The sequence below is a fragment of the Enterobacter sp. 342 genome, from assembly GCF_036663495.1.
Classification (GTDB): domain Bacteria; phylum Pseudomonadota; class Gammaproteobacteria; order Enterobacterales; family Enterobacteriaceae; genus Enterobacter.
In genome coordinates this window covers 43085-65584 of sequence record NZ_JAWUEI010000016.1, presented here as the reverse complement: position 1 = coordinate 65584, position 22500 = coordinate 43085, and the positions used below count along the sequence as shown (strand labels likewise).

The following is a 22500-nucleotide window of genomic DNA, read 5'->3' as shown; positions in this document are numbered from 1 at the left end:
GAGAGGGTTAGGGTGAGGGCATCAGGCCGCTTACTTCTTCACCTGCGCCTTAAATTTCTTCATCCACACCAGCAGTTCAAACACGCCGAAAATAAACACGCGCAGCTGTTGCCAGCCGGTCATCTGCGGGCCATCTTTTGGCAGACCGTTTTTCAGCATTACCATTTGCAGGGCGTGCATAAACGATGTGAAAACCAGTGCGACGTTCACAAAAATATTCATCGGGCGCGGGAACGGGTGCACCAGGTTGAGAAGTAAAAACGCCCAGACGCCAAGCATCAACAAACGTCCCAGATTAATCAATACCGGCATCGGATCCTCCTTGTGACTGACGATGATACAGACGATAAGCGACCTGACCTGCGACTTTTTCACGGTGCAGATCCCAGTGAGCGGGAACTGGCGGTAAACCGTTTTCCACTTCACTTTCAACGTAAATTAATGCGTCATCTGCCAGCCAGCCATTTTGCTCCAGCAGGGATAACGTCTCTTCCAGCAGTCCCTTACGGAACGGCGGGTCGACAAACACCACGTTATGCGGCGTACCTTTCTGCGCAAGAAAACTCAGTGTGTTGGTGTTCACGACTTTAGCGTTGGTAGCTTTTAGCGTCGCCAGATTTTGCTGCAGCGTCTGCGCCACACCGCGCTCCATCTCCAGCAGCGTGGCGCTGGCGGCATAGCGTGACAGCGCTTCCAGCCCGAGTGCGCCGCTTCCGGCGAAACAGTCCAGACAGTGGGCGTCTACCATGGACGGAGCCAGCCAGTTAAACAGCGTCTCGCGTACGCGGTCGGTAGTAGGGCGTAAACCGGGGCTGTCCGGCACCGGTAATTTCCGGCCTCGCCACTGACCGCCGATAATACGAATTTGACCGGCCGGGGCGCGGTTGGGTTTCTTCATCTCAGGAAAGCTCTGTTAACAATTGGCCTGCGATTGCGGGCGGTGATGTCAATTAAGTAAAGTGTTAGACTATTTCATCATTTTTTTAGCTTCCATGTATATAGCGCCGCGAGGAGTGTAGTCGCAGATGGCAAAACAAAAAAAACGTGGCTTCTTTTCCTGGCTGGGCTTCGGTGAAAAAGAGCAAGAAACAGAACAGAAAACCGAAGAGCAACAAGCCGTTGAAGAGCAGTCGCAGCCTGAAACGCCTGTAGAAACCGCCGCGGTTGTCGAAGCGGAAGAGACGGTGCACAGCAAAGAAGAGATTGAATCTTTCGCTGAAGAGGTGGTTGAGGTCACTGAACAGGTTCAGGAGAGTGAGAAGCCAGAACCGGTTGTCGCCGAAGATATTCCCGAAGCGCCGCAGGCCATCATCGAACACGAAGAGCTGCCGCTGCCGGAAGAGGTAAAAGCCGAAGAGGTGTCTGCCGAAGAGTGGCAGGCCGAAGCGGAAACCGTTGAAATTGTTGAGGCGGTGGAAGAAGAAGCCGAAAACGAACCTGAGCTGACCGACGAAGAGCTGGAAGCGCAGGCGCTGGCAGCAGAAGCGGCTGAAGAAGCGGTTATCGTGGTGCCAGTGGAAGAGCAGGCCGAAGAGGAGATCATTCAGGAACAGGAAAAACCGACCAAAGAAGGTTTCTTCGCTCGCCTGAAACGCAGCCTGCTTAAAACCAAAGAAAACTTAGGTTCCGGATTTATCAGTCTTTTCCGCGGCAAGAAGATCGACGACGATCTGTTTGAAGAGCTGGAAGAGCAACTGTTGATCGCCGACGTCGGTGTGGAAACCACCCGTAAGATCATCACCAACCTGACCGAAGGGGCGAGCCGCAAACAACTGCGCGACGCCGAAGCGCTGTATGGCCTTCTGAAAGATGAGATGGGTGAAATTCTCGCAAAAGTTGACGAACCGCTTAATATTGAAGGCAAAACGCCATTTGTTATTCTGATGGTTGGCGTGAACGGCGTGGGTAAAACCACCACCATCGGCAAGCTGGCACGTCAGTTCGAGCAGCAGGGTAAATCGGTGATGCTGGCGGCGGGCGATACCTTCCGTGCGGCAGCGGTTGAGCAGCTCCAGGTCTGGGGGCAGCGCAATAACATCCCGGTGATTGCCCAGCATACCGGCGCGGATTCCGCTTCCGTTATTTTTGACGCCATCCAGGCGGCGAAGGCGCGCAATGTGGATGTACTGATTGCCGATACCGCAGGGCGTTTGCAGAACAAATCGCACCTGATGGAAGAGTTGAAGAAAATCGTCCGTGTGATGAAAAAACTGGACGAAGAAGCACCGCATGAAATTATGCTGACCATTGATGCCAGCACCGGACAGAATGCCATTAGTCAGGCAAAACTGTTCCATGAAGCGGTAGGACTGACGGGGATCACGCTGACCAAACTGGACGGCACCGCCAAAGGTGGGGTGATCTTCTCCGTGGCCGATCAGTTCGGCATTCCTATCCGTTACATCGGTGTGGGCGAGCGTATTGAAGATTTACGTCCGTTTAAGGCGGACGACTTTATTGAGGCACTATTTGCCCGAGAGGACTAACAATGATTCGCTTTGAACACGTCAGCAAGGCCTATCTCGGTGGGAGACAAGCGTTGCAGGGGGTGACATTCCACCTGCAACCGGGCGAGATGGCATTCCTGACCGGCCATTCCGGCGCGGGGAAAAGTACCCTGCTCAAGCTTATCTGTGGGATCGAACGGCCAAGTGCCGGGAAAATCTTTTTCGGCGGCCATGAGATAAGCCGCCTGAAAAATCGCGAAGTGCCGTTTCTGCGTCGTCAGATCGGCATGATTTTCCAGGACCACCACCTGCTGATGGATCGCACCGTTTTCGATAACGTGGCTATTCCGCTGATTATTGCCGGTGCCAGCTATGATGATATCCGCCGTCGCGTCTCTGCAGCGCTGGATAAGGTCGGGCTGCTGGACAAAGCGAAGAACTTCCCGATCCAGCTCTCCGGCGGTGAACAGCAGCGCGTGGGCATTGCCCGTGCGGTGGTGAACAAGCCTGCGGTGCTGCTGGCGGATGAACCGACCGGTAACCTGGACGACGCCCTGTCAGAAGGGATTTTGCGTCTGTTTGAGGAATTTAACCGCGTAGGGGTGACGGTTTTGATGGCGACGCACGATATCGGGCTTATTTCCCGTCGTTCGTACCGCATGCTGACCCTGAGCGACGGTCATTTGCACGGAGGCCATGGTGAATAAGCGTGATGCAATAAACCAGATTCGACAGTTCGGAAACCGGTTTGACCGTTTCCGTAAGTCGCAGGGCGGTGGTGATGGCAATCGTAATGCGCCAAAGCGCCAGAAAGCCGCGCCAAAACCTGCCTCCCGCAAAACCAACGTGTTTAACGAGCAGGTGCGTTATGCCTTCCACGGCGCGTTGCAGGATCTGAAAAGCAAACCGCTGGCGACGTTCCTGACGGTGATGGTGATTGCCATCTCCCTGACGCTGCCAAGTGTCTGCTATATGGTCTATAAAAACGTCAACCAGGCGGCCTCGCAGTACTATCCGTCCCCGCAGATCACGGTTTATCTGGATAAAGCCCTCGACGATAACGCCGCAGCGCAGGTGGTCGGGCAAATTCAGGCCGAGCAGGGCGTGGAGAAGGTCAACTATCTCTCACGTGAAGATGCGCTGGGCGAGTTCCGTAACTGGTCTGGCTTTGGCGGCGCGCTGGATATGCTCGAAGAGAACCCACTGCCTGCTGTAGCGGTGGTGATCCCGAAGCTGGATTTCCAGGGTACCGATTCGCTTAACACTCTGCGCGATCGCATCACACGCATTAAAGGTATTGATGAAGTGCGTATGGATGACAGCTGGTTTGCACGCCTCTCTGCCCTGACCGGGCTGGTGGGACGTGTGGCAGCGATGATTGGCGTGCTGATGGTGGCAGCAGTCTTCCTCGTCATCGGTAACAGTGTTCGCCTGAGCATCTTTGCCCGTCGCGATACCATCAATGTGCAGAAACTGATTGGTGCGACGGATGGTTTCATCCTTCGTCCGTTCCTCTATGGCGGCGCATTGCTCGGTTTTTCCGGCGCATTTCTTTCACTGATACTGTCAGAAATTTTGGTGATGCGACTGTCATCGGCAGTCACAGAAGTGGCACAGGTTTTTGGAACGAAGTTTGATATCAGTGGCTTAGGGTTCGATGAGTGCCTGTTGCTACTGCTGGTTTGCTCCATGATCGGCTGGGTTGCTGCATGGCTGGCGACGGTGCAACATTTACGTCACTTTACTCCCGATTAATAAAAGCGTGATATAATCTTTCCCTGCACCGAGATGTTCGCTCTGCAGGGAAAGCGTCCCTGTTGTCTCTTCCCCTGTTATCATCTTCATGTCACATTTTGTGCGTAATTTATTCACCGTTGCACCTGGAACTTGTGGATAAAATCACTGTCTGATACAAGAGTGAATGCTAATCTCGTTGCTCAAACGCTTTGGCATGGTTGTTGCCTGATGGGGATAACCTGGACCAGAAGAAACATTGAGAGGAATGAATGACCAAAGAAATGCAAACTTTAGCTTTAGCCCCTGTTGGTAACCTGGAGTCTTACATCCGGGCTGCGAACACCTGGCCGATGTTAACGGCCGAGGAAGAAAAGGAGCTTGCTGAAAAGCTGCATTACCAGGGCGATCTGGAAGCAGCTAAGACGCTGATCCTGTCTCACCTGCGCTTTGTTGTTCACGTTGCTCGTAATTATGCGGGCTACGGCCTGCCGCAGGCGGACTTGATTCAGGAAGGTAACATCGGTCTGATGAAGGCTGTGCGTCGCTTCAACCCGGAAGTGGGTGTGCGACTGGTCTCCTTCGCCGTGCACTGGATCAAAGCAGAGATTCACGAATACGTTCTGCGTAACTGGCGTATTGTGAAAGTCGCCACGACAAAAGCGCAACGCAAACTGTTCTTTAACCTGCGTAAAACCAAGCAGCGTCTGGGCTGGTTCAATCAGGATGAAGTTGAAATGGTGGCGCGCGAGCTGGGCGTATCCAGCAAAGATGTGCGTGAGATGGAATCCCGTATGGCCGCGCAGGACATGACCTTTGATATGTCCTCTGACGACGACGCATCTGACAGCCAGCCGATGGCACCGGTACTGTATCTGCAGGATAAAACCTCTAACTTTGCTGACGGCATTGAAGAGGATAACTGGGAAGATCAGGCCGCGAACAAGCTGACTCATGCAATGGAAGGTCTTGACGAACGTAGCCAGGATATTATCCGCGCCCGCTGGCTGGACGAAGATAACAAGTCCACGCTGCAGGAACTGGCCGACCGCTACGGCGTTTCCGCTGAACGTGTTCGTCAGCTTGAGAAGAACGCCATGAAAAAACTTCGCGCCGCTATCGAAGCGTAAGATAAGCGAAGTACACCGAGAACCCTCGAATGCAAATTCGGGGGTTTTGTTTTTTTAGCGCCCGCTCTGGCGAATTCCCTCCCCCTGGCAAACACTTACTGATGCGCTAAGCAGGCGACTTTCTCAGGGGGACAGGGTGAAAAATAACGAACTGAATGACCGGCGTTTACAGGCGACGCCGCGCGGCATCGGCGTGATGTGTAATTTTTATGCCGATAAAGCTGAAAACGCCACGGTGTGGGATGTTGAAGGCAACGAGTACATCGACTTCGCCGCGGGGATCGCGGTACTGAATACCGGCCATCGCCACCCCAAAGTCATTTCCGCGATCGAAAAGCAACTCCATGCCTTTACCCACACGGCCTACCAGATTGTGCCGTACGAAGGCTACGTGGCGCTTGCCGAACGTCTCAACGAACGCGTGCCCGTTGAGGGCCCAGCTAAAACGGCGTTCTTCTCCACGGGGGCTGAGGCGGTCGAAAACGCCGTAAAAATTGCCCGCGCGTATACCAGGCGTCCTGGCCTTATCACCTTCGGTGGTGCATTCCACGGCCGCACCTTTATGACGATGGCTTTAACGGGGAAAGTGGCACCCTACAAACTGGGTTTCGGCCCGTTCCCCGGCTCGGTTTACCACGCGCAATATCCTAATGAACTGCACGGCATCAGCACGGCGGAAGCGTTGAAAAGCCTGGAACGCATCTTTAAAGCGGATATCGCACCCGACCAGGTCGCGGCTATTATTCTCGAGCCGGTTCAGGGGGAAGGTGGTTTCAACATTGCGCCTGCTGATTTTATGCAGGCGCTGCGCGCGCTGTGCGATACCCACGGCATTTTGCTGATTGCCGACGAGGTGCAAAGCGGCTTCGCCCGTACCGGCAAGCTGTTCTCGATGGAACACCACTGCGTGAAGCCCGATCTGATCACCATGGCGAAAAGCCTGGCGGGCGGGATGCCGCTCTCGGCGGTGTCGGGCCGTGCGGAGGTGATGGACGCACCCGCGCCGGGCGGGCTGGGCGGAACCTACGCTGGTAACCCGCTGGCGATTGCGGCAGCGCATGCCGTGCTGGACGTGATTGATGAAGAGGACCTCTGCACGCGCTCGGCCCATCTTGGCCATCACCTGGTAGAAGTGCTGAACAAAGCGAAGGAACATTGCCCGTATATCGCTGACATTCGTGCGCAAGGCTCGATGGTGGCGGTGGAGTTTAACGACCCGCAATCAGGGCTCCCGTCGCCGGAATTCACCCGTCAGGTACAAGAACGTGCGTTGCAGGAAGGGCTACTTCTTCTGAGTTGCGGCGTCTACGGCAACGTCATTCGTTTCCTGTATCCGCTGACTATCCCTGAAGTGCAGTTCCGTAAAGCGCTGGACATTATCTCCGCGTCGCTGACACGTTAAAGCCATATGCCCGGCGGAAATCTCTGCCGGGCTTATCATATATTCATTTCAAATTAGCTATTCCAAAATCATAAAAATGGGGTATGTTTTAGCAGAGTATGCTGAAAAAGCGCGAGTGGCATACCTATAACTGAAATAAAGCGCTACACAACAACATCACAATAATCGTAATAACCATAATAATGGGGAATCTCAGGATGAACATGAAGGGTAAAGCGTTACTGGCAGGATGTATCGCGTTGGCATTTAGCACGATGGCACAGGCAGATATTAAAGTGGCTGTCGTAGGAGCGATGTCCGGTCCGGTAGCACAGTATGGTGACCAGGAATTTACTGGCGCAGAACAGGCGGTTGCAGACATTAATGCCAAGGGCGGTATTAAGGGCGAAAAACTGCAGATCGTAAAATATGATGATGCCTGTGACCCGAAACAAGCGGTCGCGGTTGCGAACAAAGTGGTGAACGACGGGATCAAATACGTTATCGGTCACCTGTGCTCTTCCTCTACTCAGCCAGCGTCTGACATCTACGAAGACGAAGGCATTCTGATGATTACCCCGGCAGCGACGGCACCAGAGCTGACCTCTCGCGGCTACAAGCTGACCCTGCGCACCACCGGTCTGGACTCTGACCAGGGCCCAACTGCGGCGAAATACATTGTTGAAAAAGTGAAGCCGAAGCGCATTGCCATCGTTCATGACAAGCAGCAGTACGGTGAAGGTCTGGCGCGTTCCGTGCAGGACAACCTCAAGAAAGCGAATGCCGACGTGGTGTTCTTCGACGGTATCACCGCTGGTGAGAAAGATTTCTCCACCCTGGTGGCGCGTCTGAAGAAAGAGAATATTGATTTTGTGTACTACGGTGGTTACCACCCGGAAATGGGGCAGATCCTGCGCCAGGCACGTGCTGCGGGTCTGAAAACCCAGTTCATGGGTCCGGAAGGGGTGGCGAACGTTTCCCTGTCTAACATCGCGGGTGAATCCGCTGAAGGCCTGCTGGTGACCAAACCAAAGAACTACGACCAGGTTCCGGCGAACAAACCAATCGTAGATGCGATCAAGGCGAAGAAACAGGATCCAAGCGGTGCGTTCGTGTGGACCACCTACGCTGCCCTGCAGTCTCTGCAGGCAGGCCTGAACCAGTCAGCCGATCCGGCAGAGATTGCCACCTGGCTGAAAGCGAATACTGTTGAGACCGTGATGGGGCCGCTTTCCTGGGACGCGAAAGGCGACCTGAAGGGCTTCGAGTTCGGCGTGTTTGACTGGCATGCGAACGGGACTGCTACTGACGCCAAATAATTTTCCCTTCGCCTTTCGCGCCGCAGGTGCGTTGGCTGCGTTATTCAACCCCGGTCACTTACTTATGTAAGCTCCCGGGGATTTCATAACTTGCCGCCTTCCTGCAACACGAAATGCTTGGGAAAAGCCGCAAAAAGGCAACGTAAGTTGCCTTTTTTAATGTTTTCTCCCTCTCCCTGTGGGCTGAGGAATCCCCAGTAATTTTTTACCTGAAGCGATGAATGTTGCATCAGTAAAATTAATGGCTTACAGCGACGCCCTGGTCCGGCTGTAAATCGCCGAAGCGTTTCCGTAAGGCCGGGGCGAGGCGCAGGGATGCGCCGAGATGGCGTGGCCTGCAGGGATGCAGGCTCATGCCCGACCCGATAGCCTGAAGGAATAAGCTGAGGGGACCGCGAAGCGGCGATTTACCGCCGGGAGCCCGGGTCGCCAGGGTGGTGGCGATTGAGCCACCCTGGCACGTTCACCGGTGATGTCCTTACAGAGTAGCAAGGAACGTAAAGTGAACGGAATAACCTCCACTGCCGTATGTTCCCCCTCACCCCAGCCCTCTCCCTCAATGGAGAGGGGGTCGTCCGTGCAGGCATTATTTTATGGGGATCCTTCACCCCTGTGGGAGAGGACCGAGGTGAGGGCATCAGGCCGCACACATCAACCCTGCCTCTTCTCCCACCCATTCTCCTGCGCCGTAAACCCTAACGCCTGCATAAATGCCGCCATCACGCCACGGTCTTCCACGCCCACGTCGGACATCCACCAGGAGGTCACGCTCGGGTTTTCGCGGATCACTTCTTCAATCAAATACTGCCCCACACCGCGACGACGGGTGACGTCACGCACGCGCAGTGAATCCAGCGCCCCTTCGGTGCCGCTCAGGGTCACGCGAACTGCAGCCAGCAAACGTTCATTAAAGCGCGCGGCATAAATGCGGTGGGTCTCGTCAACGCGTAGTGACGAAGGGGAATATTCCGGCCAGATCTTGCCCAGGTCGATATGATCCTGGTCGCTAAAGGTCACCAGACGAACGATTGTCAGTTTCATTAGCTTGTTGTCCAAATCAAATTGAGTAGGGGCAGTGTACTCAATTTATTCACTCAGCGGCTTCCTCTTTTTATTCTCATTAACCAGGTGATTAGTTTTTTGGCAACGCGATGGGCAGTTTGAAAACACATGGATCGAAAAATAAGCAGAATTTTAACCTGAATGGTAGTGATTTATTCGGCGCTTTGTACCGTTATTTTATGCTGCAAACTGCACTTTTATTTGTTTATCTCTGCCTGAATTCAGAATATTATCTTTGCTTAATAGCCTGAAAAATAGAGATTTTAGTTTGGTTTTTGTGAAAAAACTGCGCTAAACCATTAAAGGCACTGGTAAAAATAGCGTTGTGCATTAAAAGTACAGAATGCTTTTTAACCAGAATAAAACAAAATATAAACACGACATCACGAATGGGGATTCAGAGATGAAAAGGAACGCGAAAACGTTACTCGCGGGGATGGTTGCATTGTCGATTTCGCATGCAGCCATGGCGGAAGAGATTAAAGTTGCTGTAGTCGGTGCGATGTCCGGTCCTGTTGCCCAGTGGGGGGATATGGAGTTCAACGGTGCGCGCCAGGCCATCAAAGACATCAACGCCAAAGGTGGCATCAAAGGCGACAAACTGGTCGGCGTGGAATACGACGATGCCTGCGATCCCAAACAGGCCGTCGCTGTCGCCAACAAAATCGTCAACGACGGTATTCAGTATGTGATTGGCCACCTGTGCTCATCCTCCACCCAGCCGGCGTCTGATATCTACGAAGACGAAGGCATTCTGATGATCACCCCGGGTGCGACCAACCCGGAGCTGACCCAACGCGGCTATCAGCACATTATGCGTACCGCGGGTCTGGACTCCTCTCAGGGCCCAACCGCCGCCAAATACATCCTCGACACCGTTAAGCCACAGCGCATTGCCATTATTCATGACAAGCAGCAGTACGGTGAAGGCCTGGCGCGTTCCGTTCAGGACGGCCTGAAAAAAGGCGGCGCGAATGTCGTCTTCTTCGATGGAATTACCGCCGGTGAGAAAGATTTCTCAGCCCTGATTGCCCGTCTGCAAAAAGAGAATATTGATTTCGTTTACTACGGTGGCTACTACCCGGAAATGGGCCAGATGCTGCGCCAGGCGCGTTCGGTAGGGCTGAAAACCCAGTTTATGGGACCGGAAGGCGTGGGTAACGCCTCCCTGTCAAACATCGCGGGTGATGCCGCCGAAGGCATGCTGGTCACGATGCCAAAACGCTATGACCAGGATCCGGCCAACAAGGCTATCGTTGATGCGCTCAAGGCGCAGAAGAAGGATCCGAGTGGTCCGTACGTCTGGATCACCTACGCGGCTGTGCAGTCTCTGGCAACCGCACTGGATCGCTCCGGCAGCAAAGAACCGCTGGATCTGGTGAAAGATTTAAAAGCACACGGGGCGAACACCGTGATTGGGCCGCTGAACTGGGATGAGAAAGGCGATCTGAAGGGATTTGAGTTTGGTGTCTTTAAGTGGCACGCCGACGGTTCATCCTCGGCCGCCAAATAATTATCCCACCGCCCGGACTGACGGGCGGGTATAAAAAGGTTTGCATATGTCCGAGCAGTTTCTCTATTTCCTGCAGCAGATGTTTAACGGCGTCACGCTGGGAAGCACCTACGCGCTGATCGCCATCGGCTATACGATGGTTTACGGTATTATCGGCATGATTAACTTCGCCCACGGCGAGGTGTACATGATCGGTAGTTATGTCTCCTTTATGATCATCGCCGCGCTGATGATGATGGGTATCGACAGCAGCTGGTTGCTGGTCGCTGCCGGGTTTGTCGGCGCGATCGTGATTGCCAGTGCCTACGGCTGGAGCATCGAACGCGTGGCCTACCGGCCGGTGCGCAGCTCCAAGCGCCTGATTGCCCTGATCTCCGCCATCGGTATGTCAATCTTCCTGCAAAACTACGTCAGCCTGACCGAAGGCTCGCGCGACGTGGCGCTGCCAAGCTTGTTTAATGGCCAGTGGGTTGTCGGGGCGAGTGATAACTTCTCTGCGTCTATTACCACCATGCAGCTGGTTATCTGGATCGTGACCTTCATTGCGATGCTGGCGCTGACCTTGTTCATTCGTTATTCCCGCATGGGGCGCGCCTGTCGTGCCTGCGCGGAAGACCTGAAGATGGCGAGCCTGCTGGGCATTAACACTGACCGCGTGATTGCACTCACCTTCGTGATTGGCGCGGCAATGGCTGCTGTCGCAGGTGTGCTGCTCGGTCAGTTCTACGGTGTGATTAACCCGTACATCGGCTTTATGGCCGGGATGAAAGCTTTCACCGCCGCGGTGCTGGGTGGTATCGGCAGTATTCCGGGCGCGATGATTGGCGGTCTGATCCTCGGTGTGGCGGAAGCGCTCTCCTCGGCGTATCTGAGTACGGAATATAAAGATGTGGTGTCGTTTGCCCTGCTGATTCTGGTTCTGCTGGTAATGCCTACCGGTATTCTGGGTCGTCCGGAGGTAGAGAAAGTATGAAACCGATGCATTTTGCAATGGCGCTGCTCTCTGCCGCCATGTTCTTCGTGCTGGCGGGCGTCTTTATGGGCGTTCAGTTAGAGCTGAACGGTACTAAGCTGGTGGTGGACACCGCAGCAGACATCCGCTGGCAGTGGGTGTTTATCGGCACTGCCGTGGTGTTCCTGTTCCAGCTGCTGCGTCCGCTGTTCCAGAAGACGCTGAAAGGCGTTTCTGGCCCGAAATTCGTGCTGCCTGCGATTGATGGTTCAACCGTTAAACAGAAGCTGTTCCTCGTCGCCCTGCTGGTGGCGGCAGTGGCGTGGCCGTTCGTGGTATCGCGCGGGACGGTAGACATTGCCACCCTGACCATGATCTACGTGATACTCGGTCTGGGTCTGAACGTGGTAGTGGGGCTCTCTGGCCTGCTGGTGCTGGGCTACGGCGGCTTCTACGCCATCGGTGCTTACACCTTCGCGCTGCTGAACCACTATTACGGCCTCGGCTTCTGGACATGTCTGCCGCTGGCAGGGTTGGTTTCTGCTGCTGCGGGCTTCCTGCTGGGCTTCCCGGTGCTGCGCTTGCGCGGTGACTACCTGGCGATTGTGACCTTAGGCTTTGGTGAAATCGTCCGTATCTTGCTGCTCAACAACACTGAAGTGACCGGTGGCCCGAACGGTATCAGCCAGATCCCGAAACCGACCTTCTTTGGTCTGGAATTCAGCCGTACCGCCCGTGAAGGCGGCTGGGATACCTTCAGCAACTTCTTTGGCGTGAAATATGACCCGTCTGACCGTGTGATCTGGCTCTACCTGGTGGCGCTGCTGCTGGTGGTGATTACCCTGTTCGTGATCAACCGTCTGCTGCGCATGCCGCTGGGCCGCGCGTGGGAAGCACTGCGTGAAGATGAGATCGCCTGCCGCTCCCTGGGCCTGAACCCGACCCGTATCAAGCTGACCGCGTTCACCATCAGTGCCGCGTTTGCCGGTTTTGCCGGAACGCTGTTTGCCGCACGCCAGGGCTTTGTCAGCCCGGAATCCTTCACTTTTGCCGAATCTGCCTTTGTGCTGGCAATTGTGGTGCTCGGCGGGATGGGTTCGCAGTTCGCCGTTATCCTGGCGGCCATCCTGCTGGTGGTCTCGCGTGAGCTGATGCGCGACTTTAACGAATACAGCATGCTGATGCTGGGTGGTTTAATGGTGCTGATGATGATCTGGCGTCCGCAGGGCTTGCTGCCGATGACCCGTCCACAGCTGAAGCTGAAGAACGGGCAAGCGAAAGGAGAGCAGGCATGAGTCAGCCATTATTATCCGTTAACGGTCTGATGATGCGTTTTGGTGGCCTGCTGGCGGTCAACAACGTGAATCTGGATCTGCACAAGAAAGAGATTGTCTCCCTGATTGGCCCGAACGGCGCGGGTAAAACGACGGTCTTCAACTGCCTGACCGGTTTCTACAAGCCGACGGGCGGCACCATTATGTTGCGCGACCAGCACCTTGAAGGCCTGCCCGGGCAACAGATCGCCCGTATGGGCGTGGTGCGTACTTTCCAGCACGTGCGTCTGTTCCGTGAGATGACGGTCATTGAGAACCTGCTGGTGGCGCAACATCAGCAGCTGAAAACCGGGCTTTTCTCTGGCCTGCTGAAAACCCCGGCCTTCCGTCGCGCACAGGATGAAGCGCTGGATCGCGCTGCCACCTGGCTCGACCGCATCGGTCTGTTGCAGCATGCTAACCGTCAGGCTAGCAACCTGGCTTACGGCGACCAACGCCGTCTGGAGATTGTGCGTTGCATGGTGACGCAGCCGGAAATCCTGATGCTCGACGAGCCTGCTGCTGGCCTCAACCCGAAAGAGACCAAAGAGCTGGACGAGCTGATTGCTGAACTGCGCGATCACCACGACACCACCATCCTGTTGATTGAGCACGATATGAAGCTGGTGATGGGCATTTCTGACCGTATCTACGTGGTAAACCAGGGCACGCCGCTGGCAAACGGCACGCCGGAAGAGATCCGCAACAACCCGGACGTGATCCGCGCATACCTTGGTGAGGCATAAGATGGAAAAAGCGATGTTAACGTTCGACAAGGTCAATGCGCACTACGGCAAGATTCAGGCGCTGCACGACGTCAGCCTGCACATCAATCAGGGCGAAATCGTCACCCTGATCGGGGCCAACGGCGCGGGTAAAACCACGCTGCTCGGCACCCTGTGCGGCGACCCGCGCGCCACCAGCGGGCGGATTGTGTTCGATGGCAAAGACATTACCGACTGGCAGACCGCCAGAATCATGCGTGAAGCGGTGGCGATTGTCCCGGAAGGGCGTCGCGTGTTTTCCCGCATGACGGTGGAAGAGAACCTGGCGATGGGCGGCTTCTTCGCTCACCGCGATGAATACCAGACCCGCATCAAGTGGGTGTACGAACTCTTCCCGCGCCTGTGGGAGCGTCGTATTCAGCGTGCGGGTACCATGTCCGGTGGTGAGCAGCAGATGCTGGCGATTGGCCGTGCGCTGATGAGCCAGCCGCGATTGTTGCTTCTCGATGAACCGTCGCTGGGGCTTGCGCCAATCATCATCCAGCAGATTTTCGACACCATCGAACAGCTGCGTAAAGAGGGAATGACCATCTTCCTCGTCGAGCAGAATGCTAACCAGGCGCTGAAGCTTGCAGACCGTGGCTACGTACTGGAGAACGGTCGCGTGGTACTCTCTGATACTGGCGATGCGCTACTCGCGAACGAAGCGGTGCGGAGTGCTTATTTAGGCGGCTGAGCCGTCTTCATCGCCCGGTGGCGCTTACGCTTACCGGGCCTACGGGATCGAGTAGGCCGGGTAAGGCGTAGCCGCCACCCGGCTTTTTTTCACCCCCAACCCCCTTCACACAACCATCATCCCCCTGACGCCTGGCTGTCATCTACCTGTAAACAAACAGTTATTTTTCTGTCATTCGAGCATGTCATGTTACCTCGCGACCATAAAACGCGTGATATCGCGCATCCGGCATAATAAGAGAGACGACTATGACATCGTTACGACACACAGCTTTGGGTCTGGCAATCGGTCTGGCTTTTGCGACGAACGCAATGGCTGTCACCACCATTCCGTTCTGGCATTCCATGGAAGGGGAGTTGGGTAAAGAAGTTGACTCCCTGGCGCAGCGTTTCAACGACACTCATCCGGATTACAAAATTGTGCCGGTGTACAAAGGTAACTACGAGCAGAGCCTGAGCGCAGGTATCGCTGCTTTCCGTACCGGTAATGCACCTGCACTGTTACAGGTTTATGAAGTGGGTACCGCCACCATGATGGCCTCTAAAGCCATCAAGCCGGTGTATGAAGTCTTTAAAGATGCGGGTATCAACTTCGACGAATCCCAGTTCGTGCCAACCGTTTCCGGTTACTACACCGATTCCAAAACCGGTCACCTGCTGTCTCAGCCGTTTAACAGCTCTACCCCTGTGCTGTACTACAACAAAGACGCCTTCAAGAAAGCCGGTTTAGATCCAGAGCAACCGCCAAAAACCTGGCAGGATTTGGCGGAGTACACCGCGAAGCTGAAAGCGGCAGGGATGAAGTGCGGCTATGCGAGCGGCTGGCAGGGCTGGATCCAGATTGAAAACTTCAGCGCCTGGCATGGCCTGCCGGTGGCGACCAAAAACAACGGTTTCGACGGCACCGATGCGGTACTGGAGTTCAACAAACCAGAGCAGGTGAAACACATTGCACTGCTGGAAGAGTTGAACAAGAAGGGCGATTTCAGCTATTTCGGCCGTAAAGACGAATCTACCGAGAAGTTCTACAACGGTGATTGCGCTATTACCACCGCCTCTTCCGGTTCACTGGCAGACATCCGTCATTACGCCAAATTCAACTACGGCGTGGGCATGATGCCATACGACGCTGATGTGAAAGGTGCGCCACAGAACGCCATCATCGGCGGGGCGAGCCTATGGGTGATGCAGGGCAAAGACAAAGGGACCTACAAAGGCGTAGCCGAGTTCCTTGACTTCCTGGCGAAACCAGAAAATGCCGCCGAATGGCACCAGAAAACCGGCTACCTGCCAATCACCAAAGCCGCGTATGACCTGACTCGCGAGCAGGGCTTCTACAGCAAGAACCCGGGCGCGGACATCCCGACGCGTCAGATGCTGAACAAGCCGCCATTGCCTTACACCAAAGGTCTGCGTCTGGGCAATATGCCGCAGATCCGCACCATCGTCGATGAAGAACTGGAAAGCGTGTGGACCGGGAAGAAAACGCCACAGCAGGCGCTGGATTCAGCGGTAGAGCGCGGGAATCAGCTGCTGCGTCGTTTTGAGCAGTCGACCAAATCGTAATCTTTTTCCCCTCACCCTAACCCTCTCCCACAGGGAGAGGGCCGGGGTGAGGGGAAACCAACTAGAGTTATCCTATGTCCTCATCTCGTCCGGTGTTCCGTTCCCGCTGGCTGCCCTATCTGCTGGTCGCGCCGCAACTGGTCATCACCGTTATCTTCTTTATCTGGCCTGCGGGCGAAGCGCTATGGTACTCGGTCCAAAGCGTCGATCCGTTCGGGCTTTCCAGCCAGTTTGTTGGCCTGGATAATTTCACCGCGCTGTTCCATGACAGCTACTATCTGGACTCTTTCTGGACGACGATGAAATTCAGCGCGCTGGTGACCGTCAGCGGTCTGGTTGCATCGCTGTTTTTCGCCGCGCTGGTGGATTACGTGGTACGCGGCAGCCGTCTGTATCAGACGCTGATGCTCCTGCCTTACGCCGTTGCGCCCGCCGTCGCTGCCGTGCTGTGGATCTTCCTGTTTAACCCTGGCCGCGGGTTGATTACCCACTTCCTGGCAGAATTCGGCTACGACTGGAACCACGCGCAGAACAGCGGTCAGGCGATGTTCCTGGTGGTGTTTGCCTCGGTGTGGAAGCAGATCAGCTATAACTTCCTGTTCTTCTTTGCCGCGTTGCAATCCATTCCGCGCTCGCTGGTGGAAGCCGCGGCGATTGATGGCGCAGGCCCGATCCGCCGCTTCTTTAAACTGGCGCTGCCGCTGATCGCCCCGGTGAGTTTCTTCCTGCTGGTGGTCAACCTGGTGTACGCCTTCTTCGACACCTTCCCGGTGATCGATGCCGCCACCGCCGGTGGTCCGGTACAGGCGACGACCACGCTTATCTATAAGATCTACCGCGAAGGTTTTGCTGGCCTGGATCTCTCAGCCTCCGCAGCGCAATCCGTCGTGCTGATGTTCCTTGTCATCATCCTCACGGTGGTGCAGTTCCGTTATGTCGAAAGTAAGGTGCGCTACCAATGATTGAGAACCGTCGCGGGCTGACGATTTTCAGCCATACCATGCTGATTTTAGGGATTATTGTCATCCTGTTCCCGTTGTACGTGGCCTTTGTCGCCGCCACGCTGGACACCAAGGCGGTGTTTGATACGCCGATGACGCTGATCCCGGGCGGTCATCTTTTCGAGAATATGTCGACCATCTGGACGCAGGGCGTGGGTGTTAACAGCGCACCGTTCTGGTTGATGATGCTCAACAGTTTCATCATGGCGTTCGGTATCACGGTGGGCAAAATTACAGTGTCGATGCTCTCGGCCTTTGCCATCGTCTGGTTCCGCTTTCCGCTGCGTAACCTGTTCTTCTGGATGATCTTCATTACCCTGATGCTGCCGGTGGAGGTGCGTATCTTCCCGACGGTGGAGGTCATCGCCAATCTTGGGATGCTCGACAGCTATGCGGGCTTAACCTTGCCGCTGATGGCCTCGGCGACCGCCACCTTCCTGTTCCGCCAGTTCTTTATGACCCTGCCGGACGAGCTGATTGAAGCCGCGCGTATCGACGGCGCTTCACCGATGCGCTTCTTCCGCGACATCGTGCTGCCGCTGTCGAAAACCAACCTCGCGGCGCTGTTTGTGATCACCTTTATCTATGGCTGGAACCAGTACCTGTGGCCGCTGCTGATTATTCAGGACGTTAACCTCGGTACTGCCGTGGCAGGCATTAAAGGCATGATCGCCACTGGTGAAGGTACCACCCTCTGGAACCAGGTGATGGCGGCGATGCTGCTCACCCTTATCCCACCCGTAGTCATTGTTTTAGCCATGCAGCGTGCATTTGTCCGTGGCCTGGTCGATAGCGAGAAATAAGATGGCAGGTTTAAAACTTCAGGCAGTTACTAAAAGCTGGGATGGCAAAAACCAGGTTATTCAGCCGTTAACGCTCGACGTGGCGGACGGCGAGTTTATCGTGATGGTCGGGCCGTCTGGCTGCGGTAAATCCACCCTGCTGCGCATGGTGGCAGGGCTTGAGCGCGTGACTTCCGGGGATATCTGGATTGACCGTCAGCGCGTCACCGAGATGGAGCCGAAAGACAGAGGCATCGCGATGGTGTTCCAGAACTACGCGCTCTATCCGCACATGAGCGTGGAAGAGAACATGGCCTGGGGGCTGAAAATACGCGGGATGGGCAAAGGGCATATCGAGGAGCGCGTGAGAGAAGCGGCGCGCATTCTGGAGCTGGATGGCCTGCTGAAGCGCAGACCGCGCGAGCTTTCCGGTGGCCAGCGTCAGCGTGTGGCGATGGGCCGCGCGATTGTGCGTGACCCGGCGGTGTTCCTGTTTGATGAACCGCTCTCCAACCTCGACGCCAAGCTGCGTGTGCAGATGCGCCTGGAGCTACAGCAGCTGCATCGCCGCCTGAAAACCACCTCTTTGTACGTGACCCACGATCAGGTCGAAGCGATGACGCTCGCCCAGCGCGTGATGGTGATGAACAAGGGGATAGCTGAGCAGATTGGTACCCCGGTTGAAGTGTATGAAAAACCGGCCACCCGCTTTGTGGCGAGCTTTATCGGCAGCCCGGCAATGAACCTGCTGGAAGGGCGTATTAGCAGTGCGGGAACCCATTTTGAGCTGGAAAGCGGGATGGCATTGCCGATCAACTGGTACTATCGTGGCTACGCCGGACGTAAAATGACGCTCGGTATCCGCCCGGAGCATATTGGTTTAACCTCTCAGGCGGAAGGCGGCGTACCGCTGGTGATGGATACGCTGGAGATGCTGGGGGCTGATAACCTGGCGCACGGACGTTGGGGCGAGCAAAAAATGGTGGTGCGTCTGGCACATCAGGAACGCCCTAAAGCAGGCAGCACGCTATGGCTGCATCTGCCGGAAAATCACCTGCACTTATTTGACGGTGAAACAGGACAACGAGTATGAGCAACTGGCCTTATCCCCACATCGTCGCCCACCGTGGCGGCGGTAAACTGGCGCCGGAAAACACCCTGGCAGCAATTGATGTTGGCGCACGTTACGGCCACACAATGATTGAATTCGATGCCAAGCTGTCGAAAGACGGCGAAATTTTCCTGCTGCATGATGACAACCTCGAACGCACCAGCAACGGCTGGGGCGTGGCGGGTGAATTGCCGTGGCGCGATCTGCTGAAAGTGGATGCCGGAAGCTGGTACAGCGGTGAATTCAAAGGCGAGCCGCTGCCGCTGCTGGTGGAAGTGGCGGAACGCTGCCGTCAGCACGGGATGATGGCCAACATTGAAATCAAACCGACAACCGGCACTGGACCACTAACAGGCAAGGTCATCGCACTGGCAGCGCGTGAGTTGTGGGAAGGAATGACCGCACCGTTGCTCTCCTCGTTCGAAATTGACGCGCTGGAAGCGGCACAGGCGGCCGTACCGGAGCTGCCGCGTGGGCTGCTGCTGGACGAGTGGCGCGAGGACTGGCGTGAGCTGACGACACGCTTAGCGTGTGTCTCTATCCATCTCAATCACAAGCTGCTGGATGAGGCGCGCGTGAAGATGCTGAAAAACGCGGGTCTGCATATTCTGGTCTACACCGTCAATAAACCCCAGCGTGCAGCCGAACTGCTGCGCTGGGGTGTGGACAGCATCTGTACCGATGCGATTGACCTGATCGGCCCGGACTTTAGTTCTGCGGATTAAGCATACTGCCGTTCGACTGCTGCGGTAGCATATGCTGCTGGCCGCTGCTCTGCATTGTTCCGTTGCCTAACATGCCACCGTTATGGTTGGGCAACGGCTGTTCCCGTACCTGACCCTGCTGCACGCGCTGAGTGTTAGCGTTCATCTGATTTTGCAGGCTCTGCTGTTGCATCTGGGTCTGCGTTTTCAACTGCTGGTTAAGCATCCCTTTTTGCTGCTGCTGCTGGCTCATCATCTCCGTCTGCATACGCTGCTGGCTTGGAATGACATAACCCTGCTGGTTCGGATTGTTCATGGTATTCAGTGGCTGTGCGAGCGCGGTAAACGGTAACAGCGCGGTAAGAATCAGTAAGCGTTTCATTGTCATTTCCTCCTTTTGAGGCCTCTCTTAAGTTTACCCTGATTTCACCATGACGATGATTTTTTAGGAGTTGTGAACCAGGCTTAAGCGGGGAATATGGATCCCTTCACCTGGAGAACAATAATGATGAAACCAACATTTTTACGCTGGGTAGCGATCGCCGCGCTGATGGCTGGCGGCACATTTAGCGTGGCGGCCAACCCGCCAGCGGCACCGCCAGTCTCCTATGGCGTGGAGGAAGATGTTTTCCATCCCGTGCGGGCGACACATGGCATGGTGGCTTCGGTGGATGCGCTGGCAACAAAAGTGGGCGTCGATATTCTTAAGCAGGGCGGTAACGCGGTGGATGCGGCTGTTGCCGTCGGGTACGCGCTGGCGGTGACGCATCCGCAGGCGGGTAACCTGGGGGGCGGGGGCTTTATGATGCTGCGCACCAAAGACGGGAAAACCACGGCTATCGACTTCCGTGAAATGGCTCCCGGCAAGGCTTCCCGTGATATGTTTCTTGACGATCAGGGCAACCCGGACAGCAAAAAATCGCTGACCTCGCATCTCGCATCCGGCACGCCGGGCACCGTGGCGGGTTTCTCGCTGGCGCTGGAAAAATACGGCTCGATGCCGCTGAACAAGGTCGTCCAGCCTGCGATTAAACTGGCGCGGGAGGGCTTTATTGTGAATGACGCCCTGGCCGATGATCTCAAAACCTACGGCAGTGAAGTCATTCCGAACCATGAAAACAGCAAGGCGATCTTCTGGAAAAACGGTGAGCCGCTGAAGAAGGGCGATAAGCTGGTGCAGAAGAACCTCGCCAAAAGCCTGGAGCTGATTGCGGAGCACGGCCCGGACGCCTTCTACAAAGGCGCGATTGCTGACCAGATTGCTGAAGAGATGCAAAAGAACGGCGGGCTCATCACCAAAGCGGATCTGGCAGAATACAAGGTGGTGGAGCGTGCGCCGATCAGTGGAACCTATCGCGGCTATGAAGTCTTCTCCATGCCACCACCGTCCTCTGGTGGCATTCACATCGTGCAGATCCTCAACATTCTTGAAAACTTCGATATGCACAAATTCGGCTTCGGCAGTGCCGATGCCATGCAGGTGATGGCCGAGGCGGAAAAGCATGCCTACGCTGACCGTTCGGAATATCTCGGCGATCCGGACTTCGTGAAGGTGCCGTGGCAGGCGCTGACCAATAAGGCTTATGCCAAATCGATTGCTGAACAGATCGACATCAACAAGGCTAAGCCGTCGAGCGAGATCCGCCCCGGTAAGCTGGCACCGTACGAAAGCAACCAGACCACCCATTTCTCGGTGGTGGATAAAGACGGTAACGCGGTGGCAGTGACCTATACACTCAATACCACTTTCGGTACCGGGATTGTGGCGGGCAACAGCGGCATTCTGCTGAACAACGAGATGGATGACTTCTCTGCCAAACCGGGCGTGCCGAACGTCTACGGGCTGGTCGGTGGTGATGCGAATGCGGTGGGGCCGAAGAAACGTCCATTGTCGTCCATGTCGCCTACCATCGTGGTGAAAGACGGTAAAACCTGGCTGGTGACCGGTAGTCCTGGTGGTAGCCGTATTATCACTACTGTGCTGCAAATGGTCGTGAACAGTATCGACTTTGGGATGAACGTTGCCGAAGCGACCAATGCCCCGCGTTTCCACCATCAGTGGCTGCCGGATGAGCTGCGTGTCGAGAAAGGCTTTAGCCCGGATACGATCAAACTGCTGGAGCAGCGCGGACAGAAGGTGGCGGTGAAAGAGGCAATGGGGAGCACCCAGAGCATTATGGTCGGGCCGGATGGCGCGCTGTTTGGGGCGTCGGACCCGCGTTCGGTGGATGATTTAACGGCGGGGTATTAACGTATTGCCCGGTGGCGCTGCGCTTACCGGGCCTACAACTGCACGAACGTAGGCCGGGTAAGGCGAAGCCGCCACCCGGCAACACACTACTTCATTCTCGCCATATAATACGCATCGACATACTCGCCGTTGCGCAGCGCGTAACGTTTGCCGGTGCCTTCAATTTCGAATCCGTGCTTCTTGTAGACCGCAATGGCCGGTTCGTTATCGACAAACACCGTCAGCTCAATACGATCAACCCGCAGCCAGTTGTCGCACATATCAATCATGGTGCGAAGCAGCGCACTGGCAACGCCGCGGTTGTGCCACTGCACCCCTACACAAATACCGAAATCAGCGACGTGGCTGCGGCGCGGCCGCTGTGCGACATCGATCGTGAGATGCCCGACGACGATATCATCAATGCAGGCAACTAACTGCTTAATCCCAGGCTGATCGCTTAGCCGCATCTGCCACATTTCCATAGAAGGATGAGGGACTTGTAGCGTGTTGTGGTACACCTCCGGCTGGGCGTGGATCTGACGGATGGCGTCATAATCTTTCGGTTCAGCGTGGCGTATCACTATCTCACTCATTCCTTCGTCCTCTGTGGGTTAATGTCCTCTTTAACATCAGTGACTTTAAAATTTGAGTCAACCGCTATTTTTTGCAAAAAGTATTGGACAACTGCGAATGAGAATGATTATTATTGTCCTGCATTCAGGAAGACCGCTACGGGAACCTGAAAGCACGACATTGCTCACATTGCTTCCAGTATTACTTTAGCCAGCTTTT

Annotated in this window: 22 protein-coding genes; 17 read left to right on the top strand and 5 right to left on the bottom strand. The window is 55.4% G+C overall.

The window, feature by feature from the left end; genetic code table 11:
- Positions 1-30: 30 nt before the first annotated feature.
- Positions 31-312, bottom strand: a complete 282-nt coding sequence (locus tag V6E55_RS14495) for a DUF1145 family protein (protein ID WP_114979564.1) — start codon at positions 310-312, stop codon at positions 31-33.
- On the bottom strand, positions 296-898 hold the full coding sequence (gene rsmD, locus V6E55_RS14490) for a 16S rRNA (guanine(966)-N(2))-methyltransferase (protein ID WP_316943170.1): 603 nt from the start codon (positions 896-898) through the stop codon (positions 296-298). The genes V6E55_RS14495 and rsmD overlap by 17 nt, the downstream gene beginning before the upstream one ends.
- Before the next feature lie 127 nt (positions 899-1025).
- Here rsmD and ftsY point away from each other — a divergent pair, with 127 nt between their 5' ends.
- The 6 genes from ftsY to livJ all read left to right on the top strand — a co-directional run bounded on the left by ftsY (position 1026) and on the right by livJ (position 8011).
- Positions 1026-2486 (top strand): signal recognition particle-docking protein FtsY, encoded by a 1461-nt coding sequence (ftsY, locus tag V6E55_RS14485; protein WP_316943169.1) that lies wholly within the window; start codon positions 1026-1028, stop codon positions 2484-2486.
- A gap of 2 nt (positions 2487-2488) precedes the next feature.
- Positions 2489-3154 carry a cell division ATP-binding protein FtsE gene (gene ftsE, locus V6E55_RS14480; protein WP_025758973.1) on the top strand — a complete coding sequence of 222 codons (666 nt, stop codon included), beginning with the start codon at positions 2489-2491 and terminating at the stop codon, positions 3152-3154.
- Entirely contained in the window at positions 3147-4202 is a 1056-nt protein-coding gene (gene ftsX, locus V6E55_RS14475) for a permease-like cell division protein FtsX (RefSeq protein ID WP_028017960.1), read from the top strand. The genes ftsE and ftsX overlap by 8 nt, the downstream gene beginning before the upstream one ends.
- Before the next feature lie 251 nt (positions 4203-4453).
- Complete coding sequence (gene rpoH, locus V6E55_RS14470) at positions 4454-5311, top strand: RNA polymerase sigma factor RpoH (RefSeq protein WP_028017959.1); 858 nt, start codon at positions 4454-4456, stop codon at positions 5309-5311.
- 136 nt (positions 5312-5447) lie between these two features.
- Positions 5448-6713 carry a 4-aminobutyrate--2-oxoglutarate transaminase gene (locus V6E55_RS14465; protein WP_114979560.1) on the top strand — a complete coding sequence of 422 codons (1266 nt, stop codon included), beginning with the start codon at positions 5448-5450 and terminating at the stop codon, positions 6711-6713.
- 197 nt (positions 6714-6910) lie between these two features.
- Entirely contained in the window at positions 6911-8011 is a 1101-nt protein-coding gene (gene livJ, locus V6E55_RS14460) for a branched chain amino acid ABC transporter substrate-binding protein LivJ (protein ID WP_147279804.1), read from the top strand.
- Between the two features lie 651 nt (positions 8012-8662).
- Here the strand turns inward: livJ and panM are convergent.
- Positions 8663-9052 carry an aspartate 1-decarboxylase autocleavage activator PanM gene (gene panM, locus V6E55_RS14455; protein WP_316943167.1) on the bottom strand — a complete coding sequence of 130 codons (390 nt, stop codon included), beginning with the start codon at positions 9050-9052 and terminating at the stop codon, positions 8663-8665.
- 424 nt (positions 9053-9476) lie between these two features.
- On the opposite strand from panM, the gene livK reads away from it, so the two are divergent.
- The 10 genes from livK to ugpQ all read left to right on the top strand — a co-directional run bounded on the left by livK (position 9477) and on the right by ugpQ (position 19496).
- Positions 9477-10586, top strand: a complete 1110-nt coding sequence (gene livK / locus V6E55_RS14450) for a high-affinity branched-chain amino acid ABC transporter substrate-binding protein LivK (protein WP_114979557.1) — start codon at positions 9477-9479, stop codon at positions 10584-10586.
- 46 nt (positions 10587-10632) lie between these two features.
- Positions 10633-11559 (top strand): high-affinity branched-chain amino acid ABC transporter permease LivH, encoded by a 927-nt coding sequence (livH, locus tag V6E55_RS14445; RefSeq protein ID WP_028017954.1) that lies wholly within the window; start codon positions 10633-10635, stop codon positions 11557-11559.
- Positions 11556-12833: a branched chain amino acid ABC transporter permease LivM gene (gene livM, locus V6E55_RS14440; protein ID WP_013099130.1), complete on the top strand. Its 1278-nt coding sequence runs from the start codon at positions 11556-11558 to the stop codon at positions 12831-12833. Before livH ends, livM begins: the two co-directional genes overlap by 4 nt.
- The gene (gene livG, locus V6E55_RS14435; protein ID WP_008500101.1) at positions 12830-13597 is read left to right on the top strand and encodes a high-affinity branched-chain amino acid ABC transporter ATP-binding protein LivG; all 768 of its coding nucleotides are present in this window, start codon (positions 12830-12832) and stop codon (positions 13595-13597) included. Before livM ends, livG begins: the two co-directional genes overlap by 4 nt.
- Position 13598: 1 nt before the next feature.
- On the top strand, positions 13599-14312 hold the full coding sequence (gene livF, locus V6E55_RS14430) for a high-affinity branched-chain amino acid ABC transporter ATP-binding protein LivF (protein ID WP_022651964.1): 714 nt from the start codon (positions 13599-13601) through the stop codon (positions 14310-14312).
- A 248-nt stretch (positions 14313-14560) separates the two neighbouring features.
- Entirely contained in the window at positions 14561-15877 is a 1317-nt protein-coding gene (gene ugpB, locus V6E55_RS14425; protein WP_114979556.1) for a sn-glycerol-3-phosphate ABC transporter substrate-binding protein UgpB, read from the top strand.
- A 74-nt stretch (positions 15878-15951) separates the two neighbouring features.
- The gene (ugpA, locus tag V6E55_RS14420) at positions 15952-16839 is read left to right on the top strand and encodes a sn-glycerol-3-phosphate ABC transporter permease UgpA (RefSeq protein WP_129996894.1); all 888 of its coding nucleotides are present in this window, start codon (positions 15952-15954) and stop codon (positions 16837-16839) included.
- Positions 16836-17681, top strand: coding sequence for a sn-glycerol-3-phosphate ABC transporter permease UgpE (ugpE, locus tag V6E55_RS14415; protein ID WP_028017952.1), 846 nt, complete (start codon positions 16836-16838; stop codon positions 17679-17681). The genes ugpA and ugpE overlap by 4 nt, the downstream gene beginning before the upstream one ends.
- 1 nt (position 17682) lies before the next feature.
- Positions 17683-18753: a sn-glycerol-3-phosphate import ATP-binding protein UgpC gene (locus V6E55_RS14410; RefSeq protein ID WP_236921069.1), complete on the top strand. Its 1071-nt coding sequence runs from the start codon at positions 17683-17685 to the stop codon at positions 18751-18753.
- Positions 18750-19496: a glycerophosphodiester phosphodiesterase gene (gene ugpQ / locus V6E55_RS14405; RefSeq protein WP_316943163.1), complete on the top strand. Its 747-nt coding sequence runs from the start codon at positions 18750-18752 to the stop codon at positions 19494-19496. The genes V6E55_RS14410 and ugpQ overlap by 4 nt, the downstream gene beginning before the upstream one ends.
- On the opposite strand, the gene V6E55_RS14400 is transcribed toward ugpQ, so the two are convergent.
- Positions 19480-19857, bottom strand: coding sequence for a DUF2756 family protein (locus V6E55_RS14400; protein ID WP_108089399.1), 378 nt, complete (start codon positions 19855-19857; stop codon positions 19480-19482). The genes ugpQ and V6E55_RS14400 overlap by 17 nt on opposite strands.
- Positions 19858-19980: 123 nt before the next feature.
- Here V6E55_RS14400 and ggt point away from each other — a divergent pair, with 123 nt between their 5' ends.
- Positions 19981-21726, top strand: a complete 1746-nt coding sequence (gene ggt / locus V6E55_RS14395; RefSeq protein WP_316943161.1) for a gamma-glutamyltransferase — start codon at positions 19981-19983, stop codon at positions 21724-21726.
- 86 nt (positions 21727-21812) lie between these two features.
- On the opposite strand, the gene yhhY is transcribed toward ggt, so the two are convergent.
- Positions 21813-22301 (bottom strand): N-acetyltransferase, encoded by a 489-nt coding sequence (gene yhhY / locus V6E55_RS14390; protein ID WP_316943159.1) that lies wholly within the window; start codon positions 22299-22301, stop codon positions 21813-21815.
- Positions 22302-22500: the final 199 nt, after the last annotated feature.

What these genes read in the sequence shown, in the direction of transcription:
- V6E55_RS14400 (WP_108089399.1), bottom strand. Translation starts at nt 19,857, where the DNA reads ATGAAACGCTTACTGATTCTTACCGCGCTGTTACCGTTTACCGCGCTC.
- ugpE (WP_028017952.1), top strand. Translation starts at nt 16,836, where the DNA reads ATGATTGAGAACCGTCGCGGGCTGACGATTTTCAGCCATACCATGCTG.
- livM (WP_013099130.1), top strand. Translation starts at nt 11,556, where the DNA reads ATGAAACCGATGCATTTTGCAATGGCGCTGCTCTCTGCCGCCATGTTC.
- panM (WP_316943167.1), bottom strand. Translation starts at nt 9,052, where the DNA reads ATGAAACTGACAATCGTTCGTCTGGTGACCTTTAGCGACCAGGATCAT.
- livK (WP_114979557.1), top strand. Translation starts at nt 9,477, where the DNA reads ATGAAAAGGAACGCGAAAACGTTACTCGCGGGGATGGTTGCATTGTCG.
- rpoH (WP_028017959.1), top strand. Translation starts at nt 4,454, where the DNA reads ATGACCAAAGAAATGCAAACTTTAGCTTTAGCCCCTGTTGGTAACCTG.
- V6E55_RS14410 (WP_236921069.1), top strand. Translation starts at nt 17,683, where the DNA reads ATGGCAGGTTTAAAACTTCAGGCAGTTACTAAAAGCTGGGATGGCAAA.
- ugpA (WP_129996894.1), top strand. Translation starts at nt 15,952, where the DNA reads ATGTCCTCATCTCGTCCGGTGTTCCGTTCCCGCTGGCTGCCCTATCTG.
- livG (WP_008500101.1), top strand. Translation starts at nt 12,830, where the DNA reads ATGAGTCAGCCATTATTATCCGTTAACGGTCTGATGATGCGTTTTGGT.
- ggt (WP_316943161.1), top strand. Translation starts at nt 19,981, where the DNA reads ATGATGAAACCAACATTTTTACGCTGGGTAGCGATCGCCGCGCTGATG.
- livH (WP_028017954.1), top strand. Translation starts at nt 10,633, where the DNA reads ATGTCCGAGCAGTTTCTCTATTTCCTGCAGCAGATGTTTAACGGCGTC.
- ftsY (WP_316943169.1), top strand. Translation starts at nt 1,026, where the DNA reads ATGGCAAAACAAAAAAAACGTGGCTTCTTTTCCTGGCTGGGCTTCGGT.
- livJ (WP_147279804.1), top strand. Translation starts at nt 6,911, where the DNA reads ATGAACATGAAGGGTAAAGCGTTACTGGCAGGATGTATCGCGTTGGCA.
- livF (WP_022651964.1), top strand. Translation starts at nt 13,599, where the DNA reads ATGGAAAAAGCGATGTTAACGTTCGACAAGGTCAATGCGCACTACGGC.
- rsmD (WP_316943170.1), bottom strand. Translation starts at nt 898, where the DNA reads ATGAAGAAACCCAACCGCGCCCCGGCCGGTCAAATTCGTATTATCGGC.
- ugpQ (WP_316943163.1), top strand. Translation starts at nt 18,750, where the DNA reads ATGAGCAACTGGCCTTATCCCCACATCGTCGCCCACCGTGGCGGCGGT.
- yhhY (WP_316943159.1), bottom strand. Translation starts at nt 22,301, where the DNA reads ATGAGTGAGATAGTGATACGCCACGCTGAACCGAAAGATTATGACGCC.
- V6E55_RS14495 (WP_114979564.1), bottom strand. Translation starts at nt 312, where the DNA reads ATGCCGGTATTGATTAATCTGGGACGTTTGTTGATGCTTGGCGTCTGG.
- ftsE (WP_025758973.1), top strand. Translation starts at nt 2,489, where the DNA reads ATGATTCGCTTTGAACACGTCAGCAAGGCCTATCTCGGTGGGAGACAA.
- ugpB (WP_114979556.1), top strand. Translation starts at nt 14,561, where the DNA reads ATGACATCGTTACGACACACAGCTTTGGGTCTGGCAATCGGTCTGGCT.